Genomic DNA, 20,708 nt, shown 5'->3' with positions numbered 1-20,708 from the left:
GCGGGCGGGCACCGTGCCGGGGCCGCGACGGCCGGGCCGACCGGCGCGAAGCACGCTATGCGGGAGGGGGGTGGCGCGGCGGACGGATGTCCGCCGCGCCATCAGAAGGGGTGAAGCGCCGTAACCTTCCACCACGCCCGTGCGTTACGAGGCCGCACGACGCGCGACGAGACGCCCGTACGGCGTGCCGGGACGTACGCCGGCGCACGGGCGTGCGCCGCACGCGCCGAGGCGGGCGGACGCGCCCACGGCGCCGCCGAACCGTTCAGGCCCTCACGCGAACCGTTCCCGGCCCGCACGGCCGGCTTCCACGGCGGGCCGAAAGTCACGACCCGGGCCCCAGGACCGGGCTCCGGCGGGAGCACAGCCCGCACCGGGCGAGGGCGCGAGCGGTGCCGGGCGCACCCGCCCGGCACCGCTCGCGCCCTCGGCCGCCCGCCCGGTCGCTCAGCTGCTCTCCGCCGCCCCGACCGCGGCCGCTGCCACGCGCTGGTCCCGGCGGGCCCGGGCCTCCTCCGGGTCGAGCACCGGCACGGCGGCGAGCAGGCCGCGCGTGTACGGGTCGCGCGGGTGGTCGTAGACCTCCTCGGCGGTGCCCTCCTCGACCACGCGCCCGGACCGCATGACGACGACGCGGTCGCTGACCTGGCGGACGACGGCCAGGTCGTGGGCGACGAAGACGAGGGAGACGCCCAGGTCGCGCTGGAGTCCGCCGAGGAGCGAGACGACCTGCGCCTGGGTGGTGACGTCCAGCGCGGAGACCGGTTCGTCGCAGACGATGAGGCGCGGCTCGGGGGCCAGTGCCCGGGCGATGCCGACGCGCTGCCGCTGGCCGCCGCTGAACTCGTGCGGGTAGCGGTGGTACCAGGCCGGGTCGAGACCGACCCGCTCCAGGAGCTCTCCGACCCGCGTGGTGATCTGGCGCTCCGTCAGCCCGCCGACCGCCCGCAGCGGGTCGGCGATGGACTCCCCGACGCTGCGGCGCGGGTTGAGCGAGGAGACGGGGTCCTGGAAGACCATCTGGAGCTCGCGGCGCAGCGGCCGCAGCTGTCGGTCGTTGAGCCTGGAGATGTCCCGGCCCCGGTAGTGGACGGCGCCGCCGGTCGGGTCGAGCAGCCGCACGAGCATGCGGCCCAGGGTCGTCTTGCCGCTGCCGCTCTCCCCGACGATGCCCACCGTCTCGCCCTCGCGGACGGCGAGGTCGACGTCGTCGACGGCCGCAAACCGGTCCCTGCCGCGGGCGAACTCCTTGCGCAGGCCGACCGCCTGGAGCAGCACACCGTCGTCGGCTCCGACCGGGCGGGCAGCGGCCCTGGTCCCGGCCGAGCTGTCCGCTTCGGCATCCGTGTCCGCGTCCGCCTCGGGCGAGGACTCCGACGCCGACGCCGACTCCGACGGCCCCAGCCGGGGCACGGCCGCGAGCAGTTCGCGCGTGTAGGGGTGGGTGGGGGCGCTCAGCAGGTCCCCGGTGGTCCCGGACTCGACGGCCTTGCCCTTCTGGAGCACCAGCAGCCGGTCGACGGTCCCGGCGGCGACGCCGAGGTCGTGGGTGACCAGCAGCAGCGCGAGCCCCGCCGACGTGCGCAGCTCGTGCAGCAGGTCGAGGATCTGCGCCTGCACCGTGACGTCGAGCGCGGTGGTCGGCTCGTCGGCGACGATCAGCTGCGGCTCGCAGGCCAGGGCCATCGCGATCAGCGTCCGCTGCCGCATGCCGCCGCTGAACTCGTGCGGGCGGGAGCGGGCGCGGCGGGCGGCCTGCGGGATGCCGACCTGCCCCAGCACCTCGACGGCGCGGGCGCGGGCGGCGGAACGGGAGACCCGGTGGTGCACCCGGTACACCTCGGCGATCTGGTCGCCGACGGCCAGGTACGGGTCGAGCGCGGACAGCGGGTCCTGGAAGACGACCGCCGCGACGCCGCCGCGCAGCCGCCGCAGCTCCTCGTCGGAGGCGGTGAGCACGTCGGTGCCGGCCACCCGGACGGTGCCGCCGACCTGGGCGCCGGTGCCCTGGTGCAGGCCGAGCAGCGCGTACGCGGTGGCCGACTTGCCGGAGCCGGACTCGCCGACCAGGCCGAGGGCCTCGCCGGCGCGCAGGGTGAAGCCGACCCCGTCGACGGCCCGCAGGGTGCCGCCCTCGGTGGGGAAGTCGATCCGCAGGTCGGCGACCTCGACCAGCGGCGCGGCGCCGGCGGCCCCGGGCGGGCCCGCGGGGGCGGGCACGGAAGCGGACACGGTCTGCCGCGTCATGCGAGCACCACCCTCCGGTCGGCCAGGGCGTACAGGACGTCGGCGACCGCGTTGGCGATCACCACGGCGAGGCCCATGACCAGGACGATCCCCACCACGACGGGCAGGTCCTTGAGCTGTACGGACTGCACCAGCTGCTGGCCCAGACCGGGGACGCCGAAGAGCGTCTCGGTGAGGAGGGCGCCGCCGAACATGGTGCCCAGGTCGAGCGCGGACAGCGCGATCACCGAGGTGAGGGCGCCGCGCAGGGCGTGCCGTCGGACGATCGCGCCCTCGCGCACCCCGTAGGCGCGGAAGGTGCGGATGTGGTCCTCGGCCAGCGTCTCCAGCATGGAGCTGCGGGTCAGCCGGGCGTACTTGGCCGACTCCACGAGGGCCAGCGCCACCCACGGCAGCAGCAGGCTCCACGCCCACTGCTGCGGGTCGGAGGTGAGCGGGACGTACGTCGGGTACGGCAGCCAGCGCAGCCAGGAGCAGAAGACGAGCAGCAGCAGGATGCCGATGAGGAACACCGGGGTGGCGGTGCCGGCCAGGGTGAGCCCGGTGAGCAGCCGGTCCAGCACGGTGCCGCGGCGCAGCGCGGAGACCAGCCCGGTGCCGACGCCGAGGATCAGCCACAGCACCATGGCGCCCAGCGCGAGCGAGGCGGTGGCGGGCAGCTTCTCGGCCACCACGTGGCTGACCAGGTCGCCGGAGCGGACGGACTGGCCGAGGCAGGGGGCCGGGCAGTGCAGGACGCCGGTGCCGGTGCTGTAGTCGTGGCCGGCGACGAAGCCCTGGAGGAAGTGCCAGAACTGCACGTAGACGGGGTCGTCGAGGCCCATCTGCGCGCGGACCTGGGCGACCTGCTCGACGGAGCAGCGCGGCCCGCAGGCCAGCCGGGCGGAGTCGCCGGGCGCCAGGTAGAAGGCGGCGTAGAGCACCGCGGCCAGCACCAGCAGCACCACGACCGCCTGGAACAGGCGGCGGGCGGTGAAGCGGATCACCGGGCACCTCCGGCGGTGTCGGTCGCGGAGTCCCGGGGCGTGGCGGCGGCCGTAGCGGTGGTCGTCGCCGTGCTCGTCGCCCGGGCCGCCGCGCTCTTCCGGCGCGCCTTGCGGGTGCCGATCCGCACCCGGCTCTCCGCGCGCGGGTCGAGCGCCACCCGTATCCCCTCGCCGAAGACGGTGAAGGCGATCACGGTGACCATCAGCAGCACCGCCGGGAAGAGCACGTAGGCCGAGTCGGCCTGGTACCAGGTGGCGGCGCTGGAGAGCATCTGCCCCCAGGAGGCGGTGGGCGGGGTGACGCCGATGCCGAGGAAGGACAGCCCGGCCTCGGAGACGATGTTGGACGGCAGCAGCACCGCCGAGAAGGTGATGACCGGCGCGACCAGCGCGGGCAGCAGCTCGCGGCGGGCGGTGCGCCAGGTGCTGGAGCCGGCGAGCTTCGAGGCGGCCACGTAGTCCAGCGACTTCTGGGCGAGCACCTGGGAGCGCACGATCTTGGCGGTGCCGCCCCAGGCGAGCAGGCCGAGCACCAGGGTGATGAGGACCGGCCGGGGACACCGGCGGGCACCACGGCGAGCAGCGCGACGGCGAGCACCAGCGCGGGGAGCGTGACGAAGATGTCGGCGATCCGGCTGAGCAGGCCGTCGACGGCCCGGCTGCCCAGGCCGGCGGCCAGGCCGAAGGCGGTACCGATCACGGTCTGCAGCACGGTGGCGCAGAAGGCGACGCCGAGCGAGGTGCGGGCGCCGTAGGCGAGCCGGGCGAACAGGTCGCGGCCGGTGCCGGGTTCGACGCCCAGCCAGTGGTGGCCGCTGATGCCGCCCCAGGAGCCGAGCGGCACCGCGCCGGCTCCGGAGTCGAGCAGCCCGGCGTGGTAGGTGGTGGTGTCCTGGCCCTCGATACCGGCCAGCAGGGGCGCTGCCACCGCGACGAGGACCAGCAGCACGACCACGGCGCCCCGGCGAGGGCCGCGCGCTGGGCGCGCAGCCGCCGCCAGAACCGCCGGCCCGGGGGCGGCGCGGCGGGTGCCGGGCCGCCCTCGGCGAGGGAGAGCGTGGCGTCGACGGTCACGACGTCACTTCACCGCGACCAGGTCGGCGTCCAGGACGCCGGTCCAGTCGCTGATCACGATGTTGCGGATGTCCTTGCCGTACAGCCGCTTGTAGACGGGGTGCACCAGCGGGACGGTCAGCGCCTGGGCGTCGATCTTCTGCCCCAGGGCGCCCCAGCGCTTGGCCGCGGCGCTCAGGTCGGTGAGCTTGTTGATGCTGTCGATCTCGCTGTTCACCGACGGGTCGTTCAGCTGGGCGCTGTTGAAGTTGTAGCCGTCCTTGACGATCTGCCGGCCGTCGAAGATCGGGCCGAGGAACGGGCCGCCGGCGGGCCAGTCGGCACCCCAGCCGGCCAGGAAGAGCCCCGGCTCGGTCTTCACGCTGTAGACCTTGTCCTGGTAGGCGTTGTGCTCCATGCCGTCGAGCTTGACGGTGATGCCGGCCTTCTTCAGCGCGTCCTGGATCGCGGTGGCGACCTCGGGACCCTCCTCGCCGTTCTTGTCGGTGGTGTGGGCGAGCGTGACGGTCAGGCCGTTCGGGTAACCGGCCTCCTTCAGCAGCTCCTTGGCCTTGGCCGGGTTGCCGTTGGCGCCGGCCGGGAACGGGTCGGACGGCGTGTAGCCGAACGCCGCCTGGTCGGGCAGGAAGGTGGTGGCGGGCTCGGCGAGCGAGGAGCCGCCGTCCGCGTCGACGACGGTGGTGCGGTCGATGGCGTAGGAGATCGCCTCGCGCACCTTGATGTTGTCGAACGGCTTCACCTTCGGGTTGAAGGCCAGGTAGTCGGTGTAGCCGAAGTGGCCGGTGCCGACCCGCGAGGAGAGGCTCTTGTCCGCGCTGGTCTTGGCCAGTTCGGCCGGCCCGAGGTTGGTGTCGGTGGTGATCGCGTCCGCGTCCTTGCCGACGCCGGCGGACAGCCGCTGGTTGATGACGGCCTGGTCCAGCCCGCCCTGCACGTCGATGGTGTCGGGGTAGGCCTTGCGCTGGCTGTCGGTGGCCGCGAACCACTCGGGGTTGCGCTTGAGCACCATGTGCTCGCCGTTGTCCTGGTTGCTGACCACCTCGTACGGGCCGGTGGAGACCGGGGCGTCGGCGTACTTGGTGCCGGTGTCCTTCGCCTTGGGCACCGGCGAGAAGGACGTCTGGGTGGCCAGCAGCGGGAAGTCGCCCTCGGACTTGTCGAGGTGGAAGACGATCGTCGAGGCGTCGGGCGTCTCGATCGCGGACAGGCCCTTGGGGTCCTTGTACGGGCCCTGGTAGTCCTTCGCCCCGACCAGCCAGTCGCGCAGGTAGGGGGCGCCGCCGGAGAGCTCCGCGGCGAAGGAGCGCTCGATGCCGTACTTGATGTCGGCGGCGGTGACCGCCGTGCCGTCCTGGTACTTCAGCCCCGCCTTGAGGTGGTACGTCCACACCGTGGCGTCCTTGCTCGGCTCGCCGGTGTCGGTGGCCAGGTCGGGGACGACCTTGTTGCCCGCGGCGCCGTTCGCGCGGTTACGGGCGGTGAGGGTGCGGAAGACCAGGGACGGGATGTTGCCGCCGCCGGAGGTGTAGAGGCGGGCCGGGTCGAAGTTGGTCTGCGGCTGGTTGTTCAGCACGTAGAGGGTTCCGCCCTGGTGCGGGGCGGCGTCCGCGCCCTTCGCGGCGGAGTCGGCGCTCTTGGGGCCGCAGGCGACGGCCCCTCCGGCGAGGGCCAGTCCGACGGCTATGGCGCCCAGCTTCCGGGGCGACAGGGGCATGCGAGGCATGGTGGGACCTTTCCCCGGGCGGAGGGGCCCGGGCGGCGGGTGCGGACGCGCTGGCGCGCTCGCGGGGAGGCGGGTGGAGTGGTCCGGGCGGTCACGCGGGGCGTGACGGGGACCTGCCGGAGATCGGCCGCGGGCGGAGCGCCCTCACCCCGCGCGGGGTGGAGAGGGCCGGCTCGACGCCTGGAGGGCCGGGAGGTTGATCACCGACAGTGCACGTCGGAGACGCTGTGCGCGGCCACACCGATCAGCGCCAGCTCGAAGGCGACGCGGGTGGCAGAGGAGAGACGGCGCACAGACATGTGCAGGATGGTGCACTCTTATGACCGAAAATGTCAAAGCCGGGCCATGGCGATCCCAAAGGATCGCTTATGGATGGAATGGCCCCCTCCGGTTCGACCAGGGGGGCGTTTTCCTCACACTCCGTCAACAGTGGCTGCAACGGCCCGGGTTGACACTTCCCCTCTTCCCCGCCCTCCACACCGGAGACCCGCCGTGCGGCGCGGGTTCAGGAGGCGTGGCCGCCCGCGAAGGGGCTTCGGTGCCCGGCCGCTCCGCCGCCGCCCGTACCGGACGAGGTGCCGGAGGCGGGGGACGTCCGGGGAGCCGAGGAGCCCGAGTACGCCCCGGCGGGGCTCGTCTGCGGACTCAGGGGGTAGCCGCCGGCGCGGCCGCGCTGCCGGCCCTGCCCGCCGCTCCGGCCGCTCGCCGCCCGCCCGACGCCGCCTGCCGCCTGGCCGCGGCCACCGCTGCCGTCCTTGCCCGCGCCCGCCTGCCCGGACCTGCCGCCCCGGCCGCCCTGGGCGTCCGCGGTGCCGTCGCGGGCGCCTCCCTGGCCGCCGCCCCCGGAGCCGGCAGCCGAGGGGGTGCCCCCGGGGCCGGCCGCCGTCGAGGTGTCCAGATAGGCGTCGCCGGGGGCGCCGGTGGGCGCGGTCCGGGGCGCCTTGGCGCCCGCGCGCCCGGACGTCGCGGCGGAGGACGCCGGGGTGCCGGTCCCCTCGGTGCGGCCGCCGGGTGTCGCGCTCTTCGTCGGCCCGCTCGGCGTCGGCGAGGTGTCGCCGACGGTGGGCACGACCCCGTCGGGCCGGTCGCCCGCGGGGTGGTGGCCGCGCTCCAGCTGGGCGCCCACGAGGACGGCCAGGGTGGTGGCCACCGCGGCGGCGGCGATCCCGCTGATCGTGCGGCCCCGGCCGGAGCGCCGACCCGGCTCCGGCGCGGCGCCGGAACCGGGAGCGCGACCGGGACCGGTCACCGTGACGACGGGCTCGGACTCGGGCTCGGGCTTGGACTCGGGCTCGGGAGCCGGAGCGGGGCGGGGGCCGGGTGCTGCCGGGCCTCGAAGGCGGCGTCGAACGCGTCGAGGAACTCCTGCCGCGGCCGGGGCGGGCGCGTACCGGACTCGTGGCCGTAAGGGGGCCCGAAGGGGTCCCCGCCAGGTGCGGAGCCGAGGTCCGCCCGGCCGTCGGGCCGCTTTCCGGAGCCGTCGCGGGGGGCGGGTTCGAGGTGCTGGGGGTGGGCGGCGGGCGGGTCGTCCAGGCCGGTGGGGCGCGGCGGTGCGAAGTAGCCGCTCTCCTCGGCGGGTGCGCGGCGCCGCCGCCCGGTGCCGGGCGCGGAGAAGAGCGAGCCGTTCACCGGCGGGACGGCGAACCCGGCCGGGCCCCGCGAGCCGCCCCGCTCCCCCGAGCCGTAGGGGGTGTCCAGGTCGTCCAGGTACGCCAGGTCGTAGGGCACGTCCAGGTCGTCCAGGCCGTCCGCGTCCTCCAGGCCGTCCGTGTCCTCCAGGCCGTCCGTGCCGGGCGTGCCGGGTGCCGTGTCCGGGCCGGGCGGCGGGCCCGGGGGGCCGAAGCGCAGGGAGCCGCCGTACGGCAGGCTCAGCCCGCCGTAGGGCGTGCCGGAGCCGGAGGTGTCGCCGGGTGTCCCGGCGCCGGGTATGCCCCCGGGGCCCGGCCGGCCGTCCCGCTCTCCGGAGCCGTCCTGGCCGCCGCTGGTCCCGTCTGTCGCGCTGTGCCTGCCCACGCCTTCGTTCAGCTCCCGGTCGCCGCCGTGCCCGCCTGCTCCGTGGTACCCCGCCCGGTGGGCGCCGAACCCGAATCCGCCGCACCGGGCACCCCGGTCCGCGGCGCCACCTCGTCCAGCAGGTCGTGGACGGCGCGGGCCACCAGTTCGGGGTGCTCCATCATCGCCACATGGCCGCTGTTCGGGATGAACACCAGTCGACGGTCGCGGAAAGCGCGGGCCGCACGCGGGGCCGACCTGGGCGACACCAGTTTGTCCAGCCCGCCGTAGACCAGCAGCGTGGGGACGAGGACGCGCTCGGCCTGCCGCCACAGGGCGTGCTGGCCGCCCAGCGTGTAGGCACCCACGATGCCGCGGGTGGAGCGGACCATCACGTCGCGGAAGTACGGCAGCGCCATCCGCCGCCGGTACTCCGCCGCCGCCTCCGCGCGGTCCGACTCGCTGACCGACGAGGGGTCGCCGTAGCACAGCGACAGCAGCGCCTCGGTGCGCCGCTGCGGGCTCCAGTCGCGGGTGAGCCGGCCGTAGCACCGGATCACGCCGGGAACCGCGGCGAGCGCGGTCGGCCAGGCGCTGGTCTGCGGCGGCACCTCGGGCAGCGCCGGTGAGACCAGGGTCAGGGTGCGCACGAGGTCCGGCCGGGCCGCCGCGACCTTGACGGCCACCGCGCCGCCCAGCGAGTTGCCGAAGAGGTGGACCGGGCCGCGCCCCTCGCTCTCCAGCAGCCGCACCACCGCGCGGGCGTGCCCGGCCACCGAGTAGTTGCCGTCGTCGGGCGGCGGGGAGTGGCCGAACCCGGGCAGGTCCAGGGCCTCGCCGGCCAGCCGGTCGGCGAGCAGGGGCATCAGCGCGGACCAGTTCTGCGAGGAGCCGCCGAGACCGTGCACGAAGAGCGCCGGCTCCGGGTCCGGCCCGGTCGCCGGGCGCGAGCGCACCACCAGGCTCAGCCCCGGCAGCCGCACGGTTCGGGCCGACTCCCCGTCCGCGAGCCTCGGCCCCTCGGGAGGGACAGCCGCCGGCGCGACGGCGGCGCGGCGGAGATCGGACGTTGGCATGCGGCAATGTTACGAGGCGATCACGCACCCTGTCCGTGTGGCGACCACCACATCCGGCGCACGTCGCGGTGGCGAAATGGTATTTCGCGCGGGAAAGAGGAAAAGTCCCCCGCCGGATGAGGAGGACTCGGCGGAAGGCGGGGTAGCAGGGAAGCAGGAGCGGGACGGGAGCGGCCGCGCTGCGGCGTCGGCGGCCCGCCCATAGGCTCCATGGGGGAGCCGGAGAAGTGGCAGGACTCCCCTGACTCCGGACGAGGAGGCGCCATGTCCGATCACAACCGGCACACCGGCCCCCGCCAGGCAGCGCGAACGGCCCCACCCGTCACCGCGGACGACCTGGAGAACCTGGAGAACCTCGGCAGTCTGGACGGCCTGGACGGTCTCGACGCCTTCGAACGGGAGGCCGACAGGTCCGACGAGCGGGCCGCCGCCGGCGACGACCAGGACGCCTCGGGGCGGCTGGGCCTGGAGGCGCCGGAGGCGGACACCGCCGAGCAGCGCGCCGAACTGCTCCAGCGCCGCGACGAGCCGATCACCGCCCGCCCGGAGGCCGCCGAGGGCGCGGCCGACCCGGTCGACGTGGCGGAGCAGCGCCGGGTGGTCACGCAGGACGAGGACGACTACCGCTGAGCCGTGTCTCCGGCCGCCGCGCGTGCCCCTCTGTGCCCGCGCGGGCACAGAGGGGCACGCGCAGGGCGCGGACGGGCGCAGCGGGGCACGCACGGAATCGCGGGCTTCGGGGCGCGCTCAGGCACGCCCGGGGTCGCGGGGGCGGGCGGGTCCGGCAGGCGCGGGCTCGACGGGCGGCTCCCCGCTGCCCGGCCCCGGCCCGGCGGCTCGGCGAAAGGGCCCGAAGCGCGGGGGCGGAGGGGGCGCGGCTTTCCGGTGAAGGTCCCAGGAAGTGAGAATGTGCCCCCGTACAGCGCGCGGCGAGGTTACCCAAACGTACGATGGGCCACACGGTGCCCATCCGTGAGGTCGAGCACAGCGTGAACCACACGGCAACACTTCGGGAGGCGGCGTGACAGCCATCGAGCAGACCCAGGCCAGGCCGCGCGGCACCCGCCTGCCCCGCCGGGCCCGGCGCGAGCAGCTGCTGGGCGCGGCTCAGGAGGTGTTCGTCGCGCAGGGCTACCACGCCGCCGCGATGGACGACATCGCCGAGCGCGCCGGGGTGAGCAAGCCGGTCCTGTACCAGCACTTCCCCGGCAAGCTGGAGCTCTACCTCGCGCTGCTGGACCAGCACTGCGAGTCGCTGCTCCAGGCCGTGCGGACGGCGCTGGCGTCCACCACGGACAACAAGCAGCGCGTCGAGGCGACGATGGACGCGTACTTCGCCTACATCGAGGACGAGGGCGGCGCGTTCCGGCTGGTCTTCGAGTCGGACCTGACCAACGAGCCGGCCGTGCGGGAGCGGGTGGACAAGGTCTCCCTCCAGTGCGCCGAGGCGATCAGCGAGGTCATCGCCGAGGACACCGGGCTGGCCCCCGACCACTCCATGCTGCTGGCGGTCGGCCTCGGCGGCGTCTCCCAGGTGGTGGCCCGCTACTGGCTGGCGAGCGGCAGCGACGTGCCCAGGGACACCGCGGTCCAGCTGCTGACCTCGCTGGTCTGGCGCGGTATCGCCGGGTTCCCGCTGCACGGCGCGGAGGGCCACCACGGGGGCGAGCACCAGACCGACCACCACGCGGACCACCACACGGACCGCGCCGGCGACCACCGCTGAGGCCGGGCCCGGCCCCGTCCGGTCCGGCCCGATCCCCTCCGGTCCTGTCCGGGTCCGTCCGGTCCCGTCCGGTTCCGTCAGGCCCCGCGGAGGGGGCGCGGTGTTCGCTCACGGCGTCCCCCGCGTGCCCTTGCCGACGCCCCGCGCGGGCTAGTCTGTGCTGCGTACGGCGCGAACGAAACGAACCGCGCACACCGCCCGACCATCGGAGGTATCCAAGCCGTGGAGGTCAAGATCGGCGTGCAGTACGCGCCGCGCGAGATCAACATCGAGAGCGCGCAGTCGGCCGACGAGGTCGAGAAGGCCGTCGCCGACGCGCTCTCGGGCACCAGCAAGCTCCTCAGCCTGGTCGACGAGCACGGCCGCAAGGTCCTCGTGCCCGCCGACCGCCTCGCCTACGTCGAGATCGGTGAGCCGGCGGCCCGCCGAGTGGGGTTCGGCGCCGCCCTCTGAGGGCCCGCCCGGCCCGGCCGGGGCCCGCACCGCACGACCGCACGGAGCCGCGGTCCCCGAAACCGGGGGGCCGCGGCTCCGCCGTCTGCCGGCGGGCACGGCTCCGAAGACCAGGACCGGGGACCAGGACCGGTGAGTCGGCCAGGTGCGCCGGCCGGGGTCTGACCGACCGCGAGCGGCGACGCGGCGGGGTCCATGTCACGCGTCGCCGTCCTGAGGCACTGCCAGAAAGTGCCGACGCGGCGGGCGATGCCGTTTTGCCCAGATGGCCTGGGGGGTAGGACTCCTTCGGCCCGGAGACGCGTGATCGCGTCCGACCCGAGGGAGTTGACGATGCTCTGGAACGCCGTCGGTTTCGCCGTACTGGGGCTGCTGGCCGCCGCCGCGGCCGGCAGGCTCCTCCCCCGGCGGCTCCCGCTGTCCCCGCTGACGCTGTTCACCGGGGTGGCGGCCGCGCTGACCGGTGGCCTCATCGCCCGGACGATCGTCGGCCGCCACCACCCGGAGGCCACCTTCCCGGCCGCGGTGCTGACGGCGGTCGTCCTGCTGAGCCTGCTGGCCGGTCCGCCCAAGCACGGCCGCCACACCAAGACCCCGGCGGCCAGCGCCTGACCCCTCGGGCGATCCGGACGCCCCGGGCCGCCCGAGCCCGGAACGACGTGAGGCCCGGCCCCCGCCTGATCGCGGGGGCCGGGCCTCGTGGGCGTCCAGGGCCGCCGCGCGGCTGCCGGGGAGGCGGGTGAGGCGGCGGTGGGACGGGGGACGGAGAAGGGTCGTCAGGCGGACAGGCCCAGCGCCGCCATGCGCTTGGTGTGGGCCTCGGTGATCCGGGAGAACATCCGCCCCACCTCGGCCAGGTCGAAGCCGTCCGCCACCCCGCCGACCAGCATCGTGGACAGCGCGTCCCGCTCGGCGACCACCCGCTGCGCCTGCGACAGCGCCTCGCCCATCAGCCGCCGGGCCCACAGCGCCAGCCGGCCGCCGACGCGCGGGTCGGCGGCGATGGCGGCGCGCACCTTGCCGACGGCGAAGGCGCCGTGGCCGGTGTCGTCCAGGACCGCCAGCACCAGCTCCCGGGTGTCGGAGTCCAGCCGGGCCGCCACCTCGCGGTAGAAGTCGGACGCGATGGCGTCACCGACGTACGCCTTGACCAGGCCCTCCAGCCAGTCCGAGGGCGCGGTCTGCCGGTGGAAGCCGTCCAGGGCGGCGCTGAAGGGGGCCATCGCCTCGTTCGGCGCCTCGCCGACCTCCGCGAGCCGGTCGCGCAGCCGCTCGAAGTGGTGGAACTCGGCGGCGGCCATCGCGGCCAGCTCCGCCTTGTCCCCCAGCGACGGCGCCAGCTTCGCGTCCTCCGCCAGCCGCTCGAACGCGGACAGCTCCCCGTACGCCAGGGCGCCCAGCAGGTCCACGACGGCGGCACGGTACTGGGGCTGCGCGGAGGCGGTGTCCCAGCCCTGCGCGGCGATCCCGGTGCGCTGGGGCTGCTGCTCGGGCGTCTGGTCGGTCTCGTCGTCCATGGCCCGCACAATAGCCAAAGCGGCTCCGTCCCCCGGTCGGGGAGGGAGGGAAACATTCGCTCGGGTGCAGGTGGGCGTTTCCGGGGTAGAGTGGTAATGCACCCGCCGTCCAGTCGGCCTGGCGCCGACCAGCGGCGGGCGACGTGTGCAACACCTGGATGCCCGGTCGGTGGCCCGATCGGCTCCTAACCGACCGCCCTCCTGCCATCGGGAGGGGCCCGCTCGCGGCATGAGCGAGGGCAGCGGTCCCGCGCGCTTTTCGGCCCCTCACGGCCATGCAGGACTCCGCGCGCGGTCAGCGACCGGCCCGTCTCCCCGGCGACCGGCTGCTCGACCCCCCTGGCCGCCAGTGCCGCGTCTCACAGAAGAGGCGACATCCTGACCACCACCACGTTCCGCGGTCTCGGCATCCTTCCCGAGACCGCCGAAGCCCTCGAAGCCGTCGGCATCACCACCCCCTTCCCGATCCAGGAGATGACCCTCCCCGTCGCCCTCGCGGGCAACGACGTGATCGGCCAGGCCAAGACCGGTACGGGCAAGACCCTCGGCTTCGGCCTGCCGATCCTGGAGCGGGTCACCGTGGCCGCCGACGTCGAGGCCGGCCGCGCCACCGCCGAGCAGCTCACCGACAGCCCGCAGGCGCTCGTCGTCGTCCCCACCCGCGAGCTGTGCCAGCAGGTCACCAACGACCTGCTCACCGCCGGCAAGGTCCGCGCGGTGCGGGTGCTCGCGATCTACGGCGGCCGCGCTTACGAGCCGCAGGTCGAGGCGCTGAAGAAGGGCGTCGACGTGATCGTCGGCACCCCGGGGCGGCTGCTCGACCTGGCCGGCCAGAAGAAGCTCAACCTGAAGCAGGTGCGCGCCCTCGTCCTGGACGAGGCCGACGAGATGCTCGACCTCGGCTTCCTGCCGGACGTCGAGAAGATCATGGGCATGCTGCCGGCCAAGCGGCAGACGATGCTCTTCTCCGCCACCATGCCGGGCGCCGTGATCAGCCTGGCCCGCCGCTACATGTCGCAGCCCACCCACATCCGCGCCACCGCGCCGGACGACGAGGGCGCGACCGTCGCGAACATCACCCAGCACGTCTTCCGCGCCCACTCGATGGACAAGCCCGAGCTGATCTCCCGGGTGCTCCAGGCCGACGGCCGGGGCCTGGCGATGATCTTCTGCCGCACCAAGCGGACCGCGGCCGACGTGGCCGAGCAGCTGGAGCGGCGCGGCTTCGCCTCCGGCGCCGTCCACGGCGACCTCGGCCAGGGCGCCCGCGAGCAGGCGCTGCGGGCCTTCCGCAACGGCAAGGTGGACGTGCTGGTCTGCACCGACGTGGCCGCCCGCGGCATCGACGTCGAGGGCGTCACACACGTCATCAACTACCAGACGCCCGAGGACGAGAAGACCTACCTGCACCGCATCGGCCGCACCGGCCGGGCCGGCGCCTCCGGTACCGCGATCACCCTCGTCGACTGGGACGACATCCCGCGCTGGCAGCTCATCAACAAGGCGCTGGACCTGCCGTTCAACGCCCCTGAGGAGACCTACTCCACCTCCCCGCACCTGTACGAGCTGCTGGGCATCCCGGCCGGCACGAAGGGCGTCCTGCCCCGCGCCGAGCGGACCCGGGCCGGCCTGGACGCGGAGGAGGTCGAGGACCTCGGCGAGACCGGCGGCCGCGGCCGCCGCGACCGTCAGGGTGACCGCCAGGGCACTCGTCAGGGCGGCCGCCAGGGCGAGCGCAACGGCGACCGCGGCGACCGCCAGGAGCAGCAGGAGCGCCCGGAGCGCACCCGCACTCCGCGGCAGCGTCGGCGCACCCGTGGCGGCTCCGACCTGGCGCAGGGCGAGAGCAGGCAGACCACTCCGGTCCAGGGCGGGAACGCGCCGGTCGGGAACGCACCGGCCGGGACCGAGCAGTCCGGGGCCGATCAGGAGCAGCGGCGCACGCCGCGGCGCCGGCGCCGGACCCGTGGCACCGCCGTGTCCGGGGCGGCGGCTCCCGTCGCCGCCGAGGCCGTGACCGAGGCAGCGGCCCAGGTCGTGGCGGACGCGGCCGAGGTCGTCGAGGAAGCGGCCGTCCAGGCCGTGGAGAACCTGGTGGCCGAGCCGGTCAAGGCTCCGCGCCGCCGCACCCGCAAGGCCGCGGCGAGCTCGGAGACGGCACCGGTCGTCGCCGAGGCCGCAGAGGTCGCCGAGGCCGTCGCGGACACCGTCACCGAGGCTGCCGAACCGGCGAAGGCGCCGCGCCGCCGCGCCCCGCGCAAGACCGCCACCAGCACCAAGGCGGTGGAGACGGCCGCCGAGGTCGTCGCGGACACCGTGGAGGCCTCCGCCGAGGCCGCCGAACCGGCGAAGGCGCCGCGCCGCCGCGCCCGCGCAAGACCGCCGCGAGCACCGAGGCCGCGGCCCAGACCGTGGCCGACACCGTGGCCGACACCGTGGAGGTCTCCGCCGAGGCCGCCGAACCGGCGAAGGCGCCGCGCCGCCGCGCCCCCCGCAAGACCGCGGCGGGCACCAAGGCCGTCCAGGCCGAGGTCGAGGCGGCGGCGACCGCCCCCGCGGTGGTGGCGGAGGTGCCCGAGCAGGCCGCCGAGCCCGTCAAGGCCCCGCGTCGCCGTACCACCCGCAAGGCCGCGGCGAGCCCGGAGACGGCGGAGGCCGTCACCGAGGCGGCGGCGCTGCCGGAGCAGGCCGCCGAGCCCGTCAAGGCCCCGCGCCGCCGCGCCCCGCGCAAGGCCGCGGCGACTGCCGAGGCCGCCGTGCCGGAGCAGGCCGCCGAGCCGGTCAAGGCTCCCCGCCGCCGCACCCGCAAGGCCGCCGAGACGGCGGAGGCCGCCGACGCCTGACCGGGCGCGTGAACGCGGAGCCGTACGGCTCCACCCGCCGCGGCGCCGGTCCGCCCGAACGAGGGCGGCCCGGCGCCGCGGCGCGTCCGCGTCACGTGGCGGCGTTCCGAGCCCGGTGGCACGCTGGCGGTCCGGTCGGCACACCGTCCGGCGGACGTCCGTCCGGTAGACGTTCCGGCGGTGGCCGCTGCGACGGGGGCCGGTATCCGCCCCGTCGACACCGCGTCCGACGCCCCTTTTCCACCCGGTCACGCCGCGTTTCCACGGGTTCGCGCGCGTTCGGGCCGGTTCGCGCCCGACGTGGACAGATCTTTGCCCCTCCCCGGGGATTCCCGGGGTGAGGTCATACCCGAAGGCAACCTCGCGGACACGGGAGGCGCGTAGCCTCGCTCCATGAGCCGTCCCAGCACTCTCGACCTCCCCCGGAACGTCACGGCGGGCCGACTGGCCACCACCCGAGGCACGTTCGCGGTGCTGGACGGCGCCCCCGCGGCCGGCGGCCGGAAGGCGGACGCGGCGGGGGACCCGGCGGAGGGCGGGGGCGGGCGCGGCGTGGTGCTGCTCGTGCCGGGCTTCACCGGGAGCAAGGAGGACTTCCTCGACCTGCTGGCGCTGCTGACCGGGGCCGGCTACCGGGCGGTCGCCGTGGACGGCCGCGGCCAGTACGAGACCCCGGGCCCGCGGGACGAGGCCGCGTACGCCCAGACCGAACTGGCCGAGGACATGCTGGCCCAGACCGCCGCGCTGGCCGAGCGGTACGGCGTGCGGCCCGGCGGTCCGGCACTGCACGCGGTGGGCCACTCGCTGGGCGGCCACCTGCTGCGGGCCGCGGTCCTGACGGCGGCGGCCCGGGGCGCGGTGCCGTACTCCTCGGTGACGCTGATGAGTTCGGGTCCCGCGGCGGTCACCGAGGAGCAGCAGGCCCGCACCCGGCTGCTGGTCGACTACCTGCCGAGCGTCGACATGGAGACGGCCTGGCGGGCGATGAACGCGACGGGCGGCCCGGACCGCTCCGCACCGGGGCCGGCCTCCGACACGGACCCCGCCGCGCCGGGCGCCACCGCTGCGGACGGCAGCACGGCGGACGGCACCGCCGCGGACCCGTCGCCGACCTGGCTCGCCGACTTCCTGCACCGCCGCTGGATGGGCACCGTGCCCGAGCAACTGATGGCGACGGCCCGGCAGTTGATGACCGAAACGGACCGGGTGGCGGAACTGGCGGCGGTGCCGGTCCCTAAACTCGTACTCTCCGGCGAGCAGGACTACGCCTGGCCCGTGCCATGGCTGGACGAGATGGCGGTCCGCCTCCGGGCCCGGCGCGTGGTGGTGAAGGGGGCGGAGCACTCCCCCAACGCGGAACGGCCCGAGGAGACCGCCGCCGCGCTGCTGGACTTCTGGGCCGGAGCCGAGGAAGCGGACGACCGGGCGTAGCCGCCGGCGGGACGGCGCCCGGACTTCCCTCACCGGTGGCTAGTTCGATCGTGAAAGATTTTCATTAGCCTAGGGAATGTTTTGAAGGGGGTGTTCGTTGACTACACATGTAACGCGCGACGAAGGGAGCAACCCTATGCGGTTCGAAATCCTGCGACTGGACGACGTCAACGGCGAGGCCGTCGACAGCACCGTCGTGGACGCCACCGCGGTCGACGGCATCGTGCAGCAGGCCGCAGCGCTCGGACAGCGCATCTACATCCGCCCGGCGGACTGACGGTTCAGCCCGCCCTACCCGGTGACGCGCCGACCGGCCCGACGTACCGGCATACCGGTGCACGACACGTGACAACCGGCGTACCGGTTCGACGAGTCGAGCGACGTCCCGGCGAACATGCCGACCGGTGCGACCACCGGCCCCGGCACGGCCACCCGCCACCCGCCCGCCCGGGCGGAAGAGCGCAAGGGCCGACGCGACAGCGCCCCGTACCCAGGACGTACGGGGCGCTTTGGCGTTCCCGGGCGGCGGGCGCGGGCGCGGGCGCCTGCCCGGGGAGGGTCAGGACGAGCCGGAGCCGTGGATGAAGCCGAAGACGCCGGTGGCCACCGACTGCACCGCGATGGCCGAGAGCAGCATCCCGGACAGCCGGGTGACCAGCACCACGCCGCCCTCCTTGATGAGCCGGATGACGGTGAGCGAGTAGCGCATCGTCAGCCACAGCACCGTGTGCATGGCCACGATGGCCAGCCACACCGCGAGCTGCTGGCCGGCGCCGTCGGCGTGCTGCACCGCGAGGATGACGGTGACGATCGCGCCCGGCCCGGCCAGCAGCGGCATGCCGAGCGGGACCAGCGCGACGTTGACGTCCTTGGTCTGGGTGGGTTCGTCGGCCTTCCCGGTGAGCAGGTCCAGGGCGATCAGCAGGAGCAGCAGCCCGCCGGAGATCCGCAACGCGGGCACGGTGACATGCAGGTAGTCCAGGATCTGCTGCCCGCAGATGCCGAAGACGGTGATCACGCCGAGCGCCACGGCGGCGGCCTGCCAGGCCATCCGGCGCTGCACCTTGGCGGTGCGGCCGGAGGTCAGCGCGAGGAAGATCGGCGTGACCCCGGGCGGGTCCATGATCACGAAGAGGGTGACGAACACCGAACCGAAGAGAGTGAGGTCGAACATCGGGGGCTGTGCTTTCCTTCTGTACCTTCTGCGAACCGCCGTGGCGGCGGGTGCGTAGCGGCTGGGTGACGGAGTGGGGGTGCCCTCGGCCCGGCCGCGACCGGCGCGGCGGCACGGCACGGTGTCTCGGTGGCCTGCCGTCACGGGACGGGTGGTGCCTGGGGGCGAGGGAGGAGCGGCCGAGGCCGCACTCGGGAGTCCGGACGGCCCGGACCAGGGGCCGATCCCAAGCCAGGGGCCGAGCACGAGCCAGGGGTCGAGCACGAGCCAGGGGTCGAGCCCGGGTCAGGCCGGGGAGAGTGCTCGGGGCGTCCGGCGCCGCGACCGGCCCTAGACCTGGGAGATGGGTTGCGCGCCGGTGGCGCGCCGGGAGATCTCCCGGTAGACCTCGGGGTCGGTGGTGCAGGTCCCGAGCCGGACGTCCTTGCGGCTGCCGTGGTAGTCGCTGGAGCCGGTGGTGAGCAGCCCCAGGTCGGCGGCGAGGGCCCGCAGGCGGTCCCGGGTGGCGGCGTCGTGGTCGGTGTGGTCGATCTCCAGGCCGTCCAGGCCCGCCGCGGCCAGGTCGGCGATGACCTGCTCGGACACCGTCCGGCCGCGCTTGCTCGCCCCGGGATGGGCGAAGACGGTGACGCCGCCGGCCGCCTTGACCAGCCGCACCGCGTCGAACGGGTCCAGCTCGTGCTTGGGGACGTAGGCGCGGCCGTCGTTGGCGAGCCACTCGGAGTCGAACGCGTCCGAGACGGTGTCGACGACGCCCAGTTCGACCAGGGCGGTCGCTATGTGCGGGCGGCCTACCGATCCGTCGCCCGCGATCTCGGCGACCCGTTCCCAGGTGACGGGGACACCCATCTCCCGGAGCCGGGCCACCATGGCCCGGGCCCGGGGCACCCGGTCGTCGCGGACCAGCTCCCGCTCCCGGTACAGCTCGGGCTCGGCCGGGTCGAAGAGGTAGGCCAACATGTGCAGGCTGATGCCCTGGACCCGGCAGGACAGCTCCGCGCCGGTCACCAGGGTGAGGCCGGGGGCGTCGGCGAGGGCGGCGCGCGCCTGGGCGTAGCCGCCGACGGTGTCGTGGTCGGTGATGGCCACCACGTCCAGCCCGGCGGCAGCCGCGTTGCGGACCAGCTCGGCGGGGGTGTCGGTGCCGTCGGAGGCGTTGGAGTGGGCGTGCAGGTCGATGCGCACGGCTCACTCCTCGGGTTCCGGCTCGGCGGGGACGGTCGGGCGGCCTCGCCCGCAGGCAAGCATACGGGCTGGGCGGGGCGCCGAAGGAGCCTTTGCCACAGCGCCCGTGGCCAGGTCGGGACGGACGGCACGGACGCACGGACGCACGGACGCACGGACGGCGCCGACGGCACTGACGGCACGGAGAGCGCGGACGGCGCGGTACGGACGGCCGGGCGCCCGGGGGCGACGCGCCGGTGTCAGGGTGTGAGCAGGCGGGGGGTGAGGGCGCCGCAGGGCAGCAGGTCGACCTCGGCGCCGGCGTCCCGCAGGTCGGTGAGGACCACCTCGTCGTACATGAGCAGGCCCGTCGACTCGGGCCAGACGATCGCCCACAGCCACAGCCCGCGCGCCTCCCCCGCGAAGACCACCCGGTCGGCGGGCGCGCCGCTGACGTGCCACAGGGCGGTCGGCCGCCCGGCCGCCAGCACCTTGGCCTGCGGCGGCTTGTCCACGCACATCTCGGGGCCCGGGTCCGGGCCGTCGATCCCGGCGTAGCGGGCTCCGAGGCCGACGCCCAGCTCCTCCGCGACCAGGATCAGCTCGCCGGGCCCGCCGAGCGGCCCCGGCCCCGAGCAGGCGACGGCGGCGGCGCGTCCGCCGCTGCGGTCGTCACCGACGGAGGCGACGCCGGAGAAGAGCCACCCCAGGGGCAGCGGCCACGGCATCCAGACCGGGACGTGCGAGCGGTTCACCACGACGCCCAGGGCTTCGACACTGGGCGGGACGACGGGCTGGAGCGGGTTCACGCTCCCATGGACCGCGCACTGCCAGGAGTCGGCGAAGAGTCCGGGCGCGCGGACCCGCCCACCGCATCTCGGGCAACTGGGTTCGCCCCTCATACCGGTCCACGGTCCTCCCCGCCCGTGCCCGCGTCAAGGACGATCACCCATCCGGGGGGCGCCGGCGTACGCCCCGGGCGTACCGGGAGGTGCGACGCCCGCGGGAAACACGGCGGGCGCGCCCGGGTCCGGGTCCGTTCCCGGCGGCGGGCGGGCGGGCCACTGGGCGATCGCCGCCGTCCACGGACCGGACAGGTGCTCGCGGCACAGGCCGCGGCGGTGGGCGCGCTCGTCATCGGCGTGCGCCGACGGCACCTGGCGGTGGTGCACGAGGAGGACGAAGAGGACGAAGAGGACGAGGAGGACGAGGAGGACGCCGTCGCGCAGGCCCCGCACGCACCCCCCGCCGGCCACGGGCAGCACGGCGGCCCGCCCCCCAGGAGGCGTGAGCAAGGGCTCG

General features: G+C 75.2%; 18 protein-coding genes and 2 pseudogenes. 7 read left to right on the top strand and 13 right to left on the bottom strand.

The features are described 5' to 3' along the window. Nucleotides 1-447: 447 nt before the first annotated feature. The 8 genes and pseudogenes from BS72_RS22250 to BS72_RS22230 form a co-directional block, all read right to left on the bottom strand. Nucleotides 448-2,247 (bottom strand): ABC transporter ATP-binding protein, encoded by a 1,800-nt coding sequence (locus tag BS72_RS22250; protein ID WP_078901549.1) that lies wholly within the window; start codon nt 2,245-2,247, stop codon nt 448-450. Next, nucleotides 2,244-3,233, bottom strand: coding sequence for an ABC transporter permease (locus BS72_RS22245; protein WP_037912954.1), 990 nt, complete (start codon nt 3,231-3,233; stop codon nt 2,244-2,246). Before BS72_RS22245 ends, BS72_RS22250 begins: the two co-directional genes overlap by 4 nt. Continuing rightward, nucleotides 3,230-4,307 (bottom strand): annotated as a pseudogene (locus BS72_RS34535) (ABC transporter permease). The gene BS72_RS22245 and the pseudogene BS72_RS34535 overlap by 4 nt, the downstream one beginning before the upstream one ends. A 4-nt stretch (nt 4,308-4,311) precedes the next feature. After that, nucleotides 4,312-6,021 carry an ABC transporter substrate-binding protein gene (locus tag BS72_RS22235; RefSeq protein ID WP_407638998.1) on the bottom strand — a complete coding sequence of 570 codons (1,710 nt, stop codon included), beginning with the start codon at nt 6,019-6,021 and terminating at the stop codon, nt 4,312-4,314. Nucleotides 6,022-6,230: 209 nt separating this feature from the next. After that, nucleotides 6,231-6,329 carry an Ms4533A family Cys-rich leader peptide gene (locus BS72_RS39615; RefSeq protein ID WP_322942429.1) on the bottom strand — a complete coding sequence of 33 codons (99 nt, stop codon included), beginning with the start codon at nt 6,327-6,329 and terminating at the stop codon, nt 6,231-6,233. A gap of 206 nt (nt 6,330-6,535) precedes the next feature. After that, entirely contained in the window at nt 6,536-7,279 is a 744-nt protein-coding gene (locus BS72_RS32635; protein ID WP_051951451.1) for a hypothetical protein, read from the bottom strand. Next, nucleotides 7,276-8,043: a hypothetical protein gene (locus BS72_RS32630; protein WP_051951449.1), complete on the bottom strand. Its 768-nt coding sequence runs from the start codon at nt 8,041-8,043 to the stop codon at nt 7,276-7,278. The genes BS72_RS32635 and BS72_RS32630 overlap by 4 nt, the downstream gene beginning before the upstream one ends. A gap of 8 nt (nt 8,044-8,051) precedes the next feature. Then, nucleotides 8,052-9,098, bottom strand: coding sequence for an alpha/beta fold hydrolase (locus BS72_RS22230; RefSeq protein WP_078901548.1), 1,047 nt, complete (start codon nt 9,096-9,098; stop codon nt 8,052-8,054). A gap of 264 nt (nt 9,099-9,362) precedes the next feature. On the opposite strand from BS72_RS22230, the gene BS72_RS37405 reads away from it, so the two are divergent. From BS72_RS37405 to BS72_RS22210, 4 genes are all read left to right on the top strand, one after another. After that, the gene (locus BS72_RS37405) at nt 9,363-9,728 is read left to right on the top strand and encodes a hypothetical protein (protein ID WP_051951445.1); all 366 of its coding nucleotides are present in this window, start codon (nt 9,363-9,365) and stop codon (nt 9,726-9,728) included. Between the two features lie 391 nt (nt 9,729-10,119). After that, nucleotides 10,120-10,824: a TetR/AcrR family transcriptional regulator gene (locus tag BS72_RS22220; protein WP_051951443.1), complete on the top strand. Its 705-nt coding sequence runs from the start codon at nt 10,120-10,122 to the stop codon at nt 10,822-10,824. Nucleotides 10,825-11,046: 222 nt separating this feature from the next. Next, nucleotides 11,047-11,277: a DUF3107 domain-containing protein gene (locus BS72_RS22215; RefSeq protein WP_037912952.1), complete on the top strand. Its 231-nt coding sequence runs from the start codon at nt 11,047-11,049 to the stop codon at nt 11,275-11,277. Nucleotides 11,278-11,610: 333 nt separating this feature from the next. Further along, nucleotides 11,611-11,889 (top strand): hypothetical protein, encoded by a 279-nt coding sequence (locus tag BS72_RS22210; protein WP_037912947.1) that lies wholly within the window; start codon nt 11,611-11,613, stop codon nt 11,887-11,889. A 164-nt stretch (nt 11,890-12,053) separates the two neighbouring features. Here BS72_RS22210 and BS72_RS22205 read toward each other — a convergent pair whose 3' ends face one another. Then, a complete protein-coding gene (locus BS72_RS22205) occupies nt 12,054-12,794 on the bottom strand; it encodes a ferritin-like fold-containing protein (protein WP_051951441.1) in 741 nt (246 codons plus the stop codon). Between the two features lie 474 nt (nt 12,795-13,268). On the opposite strand from BS72_RS22205, the pseudogene BS72_RS22200 reads away from it, so the two are divergent. The 3 genes and pseudogenes from BS72_RS22200 (at nt 13,269) to BS72_RS37400 (ending at nt 17,345) form a co-directional block, all read left to right on the top strand. Further along, nucleotides 13,269-15,637 (top strand): annotated as a pseudogene (locus tag BS72_RS22200) (DEAD/DEAH box helicase). Between the two features lie 393 nt (nt 15,638-16,030). After that, entirely contained in the window at nt 16,031-17,068 is a 1,038-nt protein-coding gene (locus tag BS72_RS22195; protein WP_037912933.1) for an alpha/beta fold hydrolase, read from the top strand. Nucleotides 17,069-17,204: 136 nt separating this feature from the next. Then, on the top strand, nt 17,205-17,345 hold the full coding sequence (locus BS72_RS37400) for a hypothetical protein (protein WP_198545935.1): 141 nt from the start codon (nt 17,205-17,207) through the stop codon (nt 17,343-17,345). Between the two features lie 282 nt (nt 17,346-17,627). Here BS72_RS37400 and BS72_RS22190 read toward each other — a convergent pair whose 3' ends face one another. The 4 genes from BS72_RS22190 to BS72_RS22175 all read right to left on the bottom strand — a co-directional run bounded on the left by BS72_RS22190 (nt 17,628) and on the right by BS72_RS22175 (nt 20,701). Beyond that, nucleotides 17,628-18,242 carry a MarC family protein gene (locus BS72_RS22190; protein ID WP_037912928.1) on the bottom strand — a complete coding sequence of 205 codons (615 nt, stop codon included), beginning with the start codon at nt 18,240-18,242 and terminating at the stop codon, nt 17,628-17,630. Between the two features lie 330 nt (nt 18,243-18,572). Next, the gene (locus BS72_RS22185; RefSeq protein ID WP_037912926.1) at nt 18,573-19,427 is read right to left on the bottom strand and encodes a PHP domain-containing protein; all 855 of its coding nucleotides are present in this window, start codon (nt 19,425-19,427) and stop codon (nt 18,573-18,575) included. A 239-nt stretch (nt 19,428-19,666) separates the two neighbouring features. Further along, the gene (locus tag BS72_RS22180; protein WP_037912924.1) at nt 19,667-20,308 is read right to left on the bottom strand and encodes a DUF6758 family protein; all 642 of its coding nucleotides are present in this window, start codon (nt 20,306-20,308) and stop codon (nt 19,667-19,669) included. Nucleotides 20,309-20,341: 33 nt separating this feature from the next. Next, nucleotides 20,342-20,701: a hypothetical protein gene (locus BS72_RS22175; RefSeq protein ID WP_157856302.1), complete on the bottom strand. Its 360-nt coding sequence runs from the start codon at nt 20,699-20,701 to the stop codon at nt 20,342-20,344. Nucleotides 20,702-20,708: the final 7 nt, after the last annotated feature.

The organism is Actinacidiphila yeochonensis CN732, assembly GCF_000745345.1.
Classification (GTDB): domain Bacteria; phylum Actinomycetota; class Actinomycetes; order Streptomycetales; family Streptomycetaceae; genus Actinacidiphila; species Actinacidiphila yeochonensis.
This window is presented reverse-complemented; position numbering and strand designations above follow the sequence as displayed.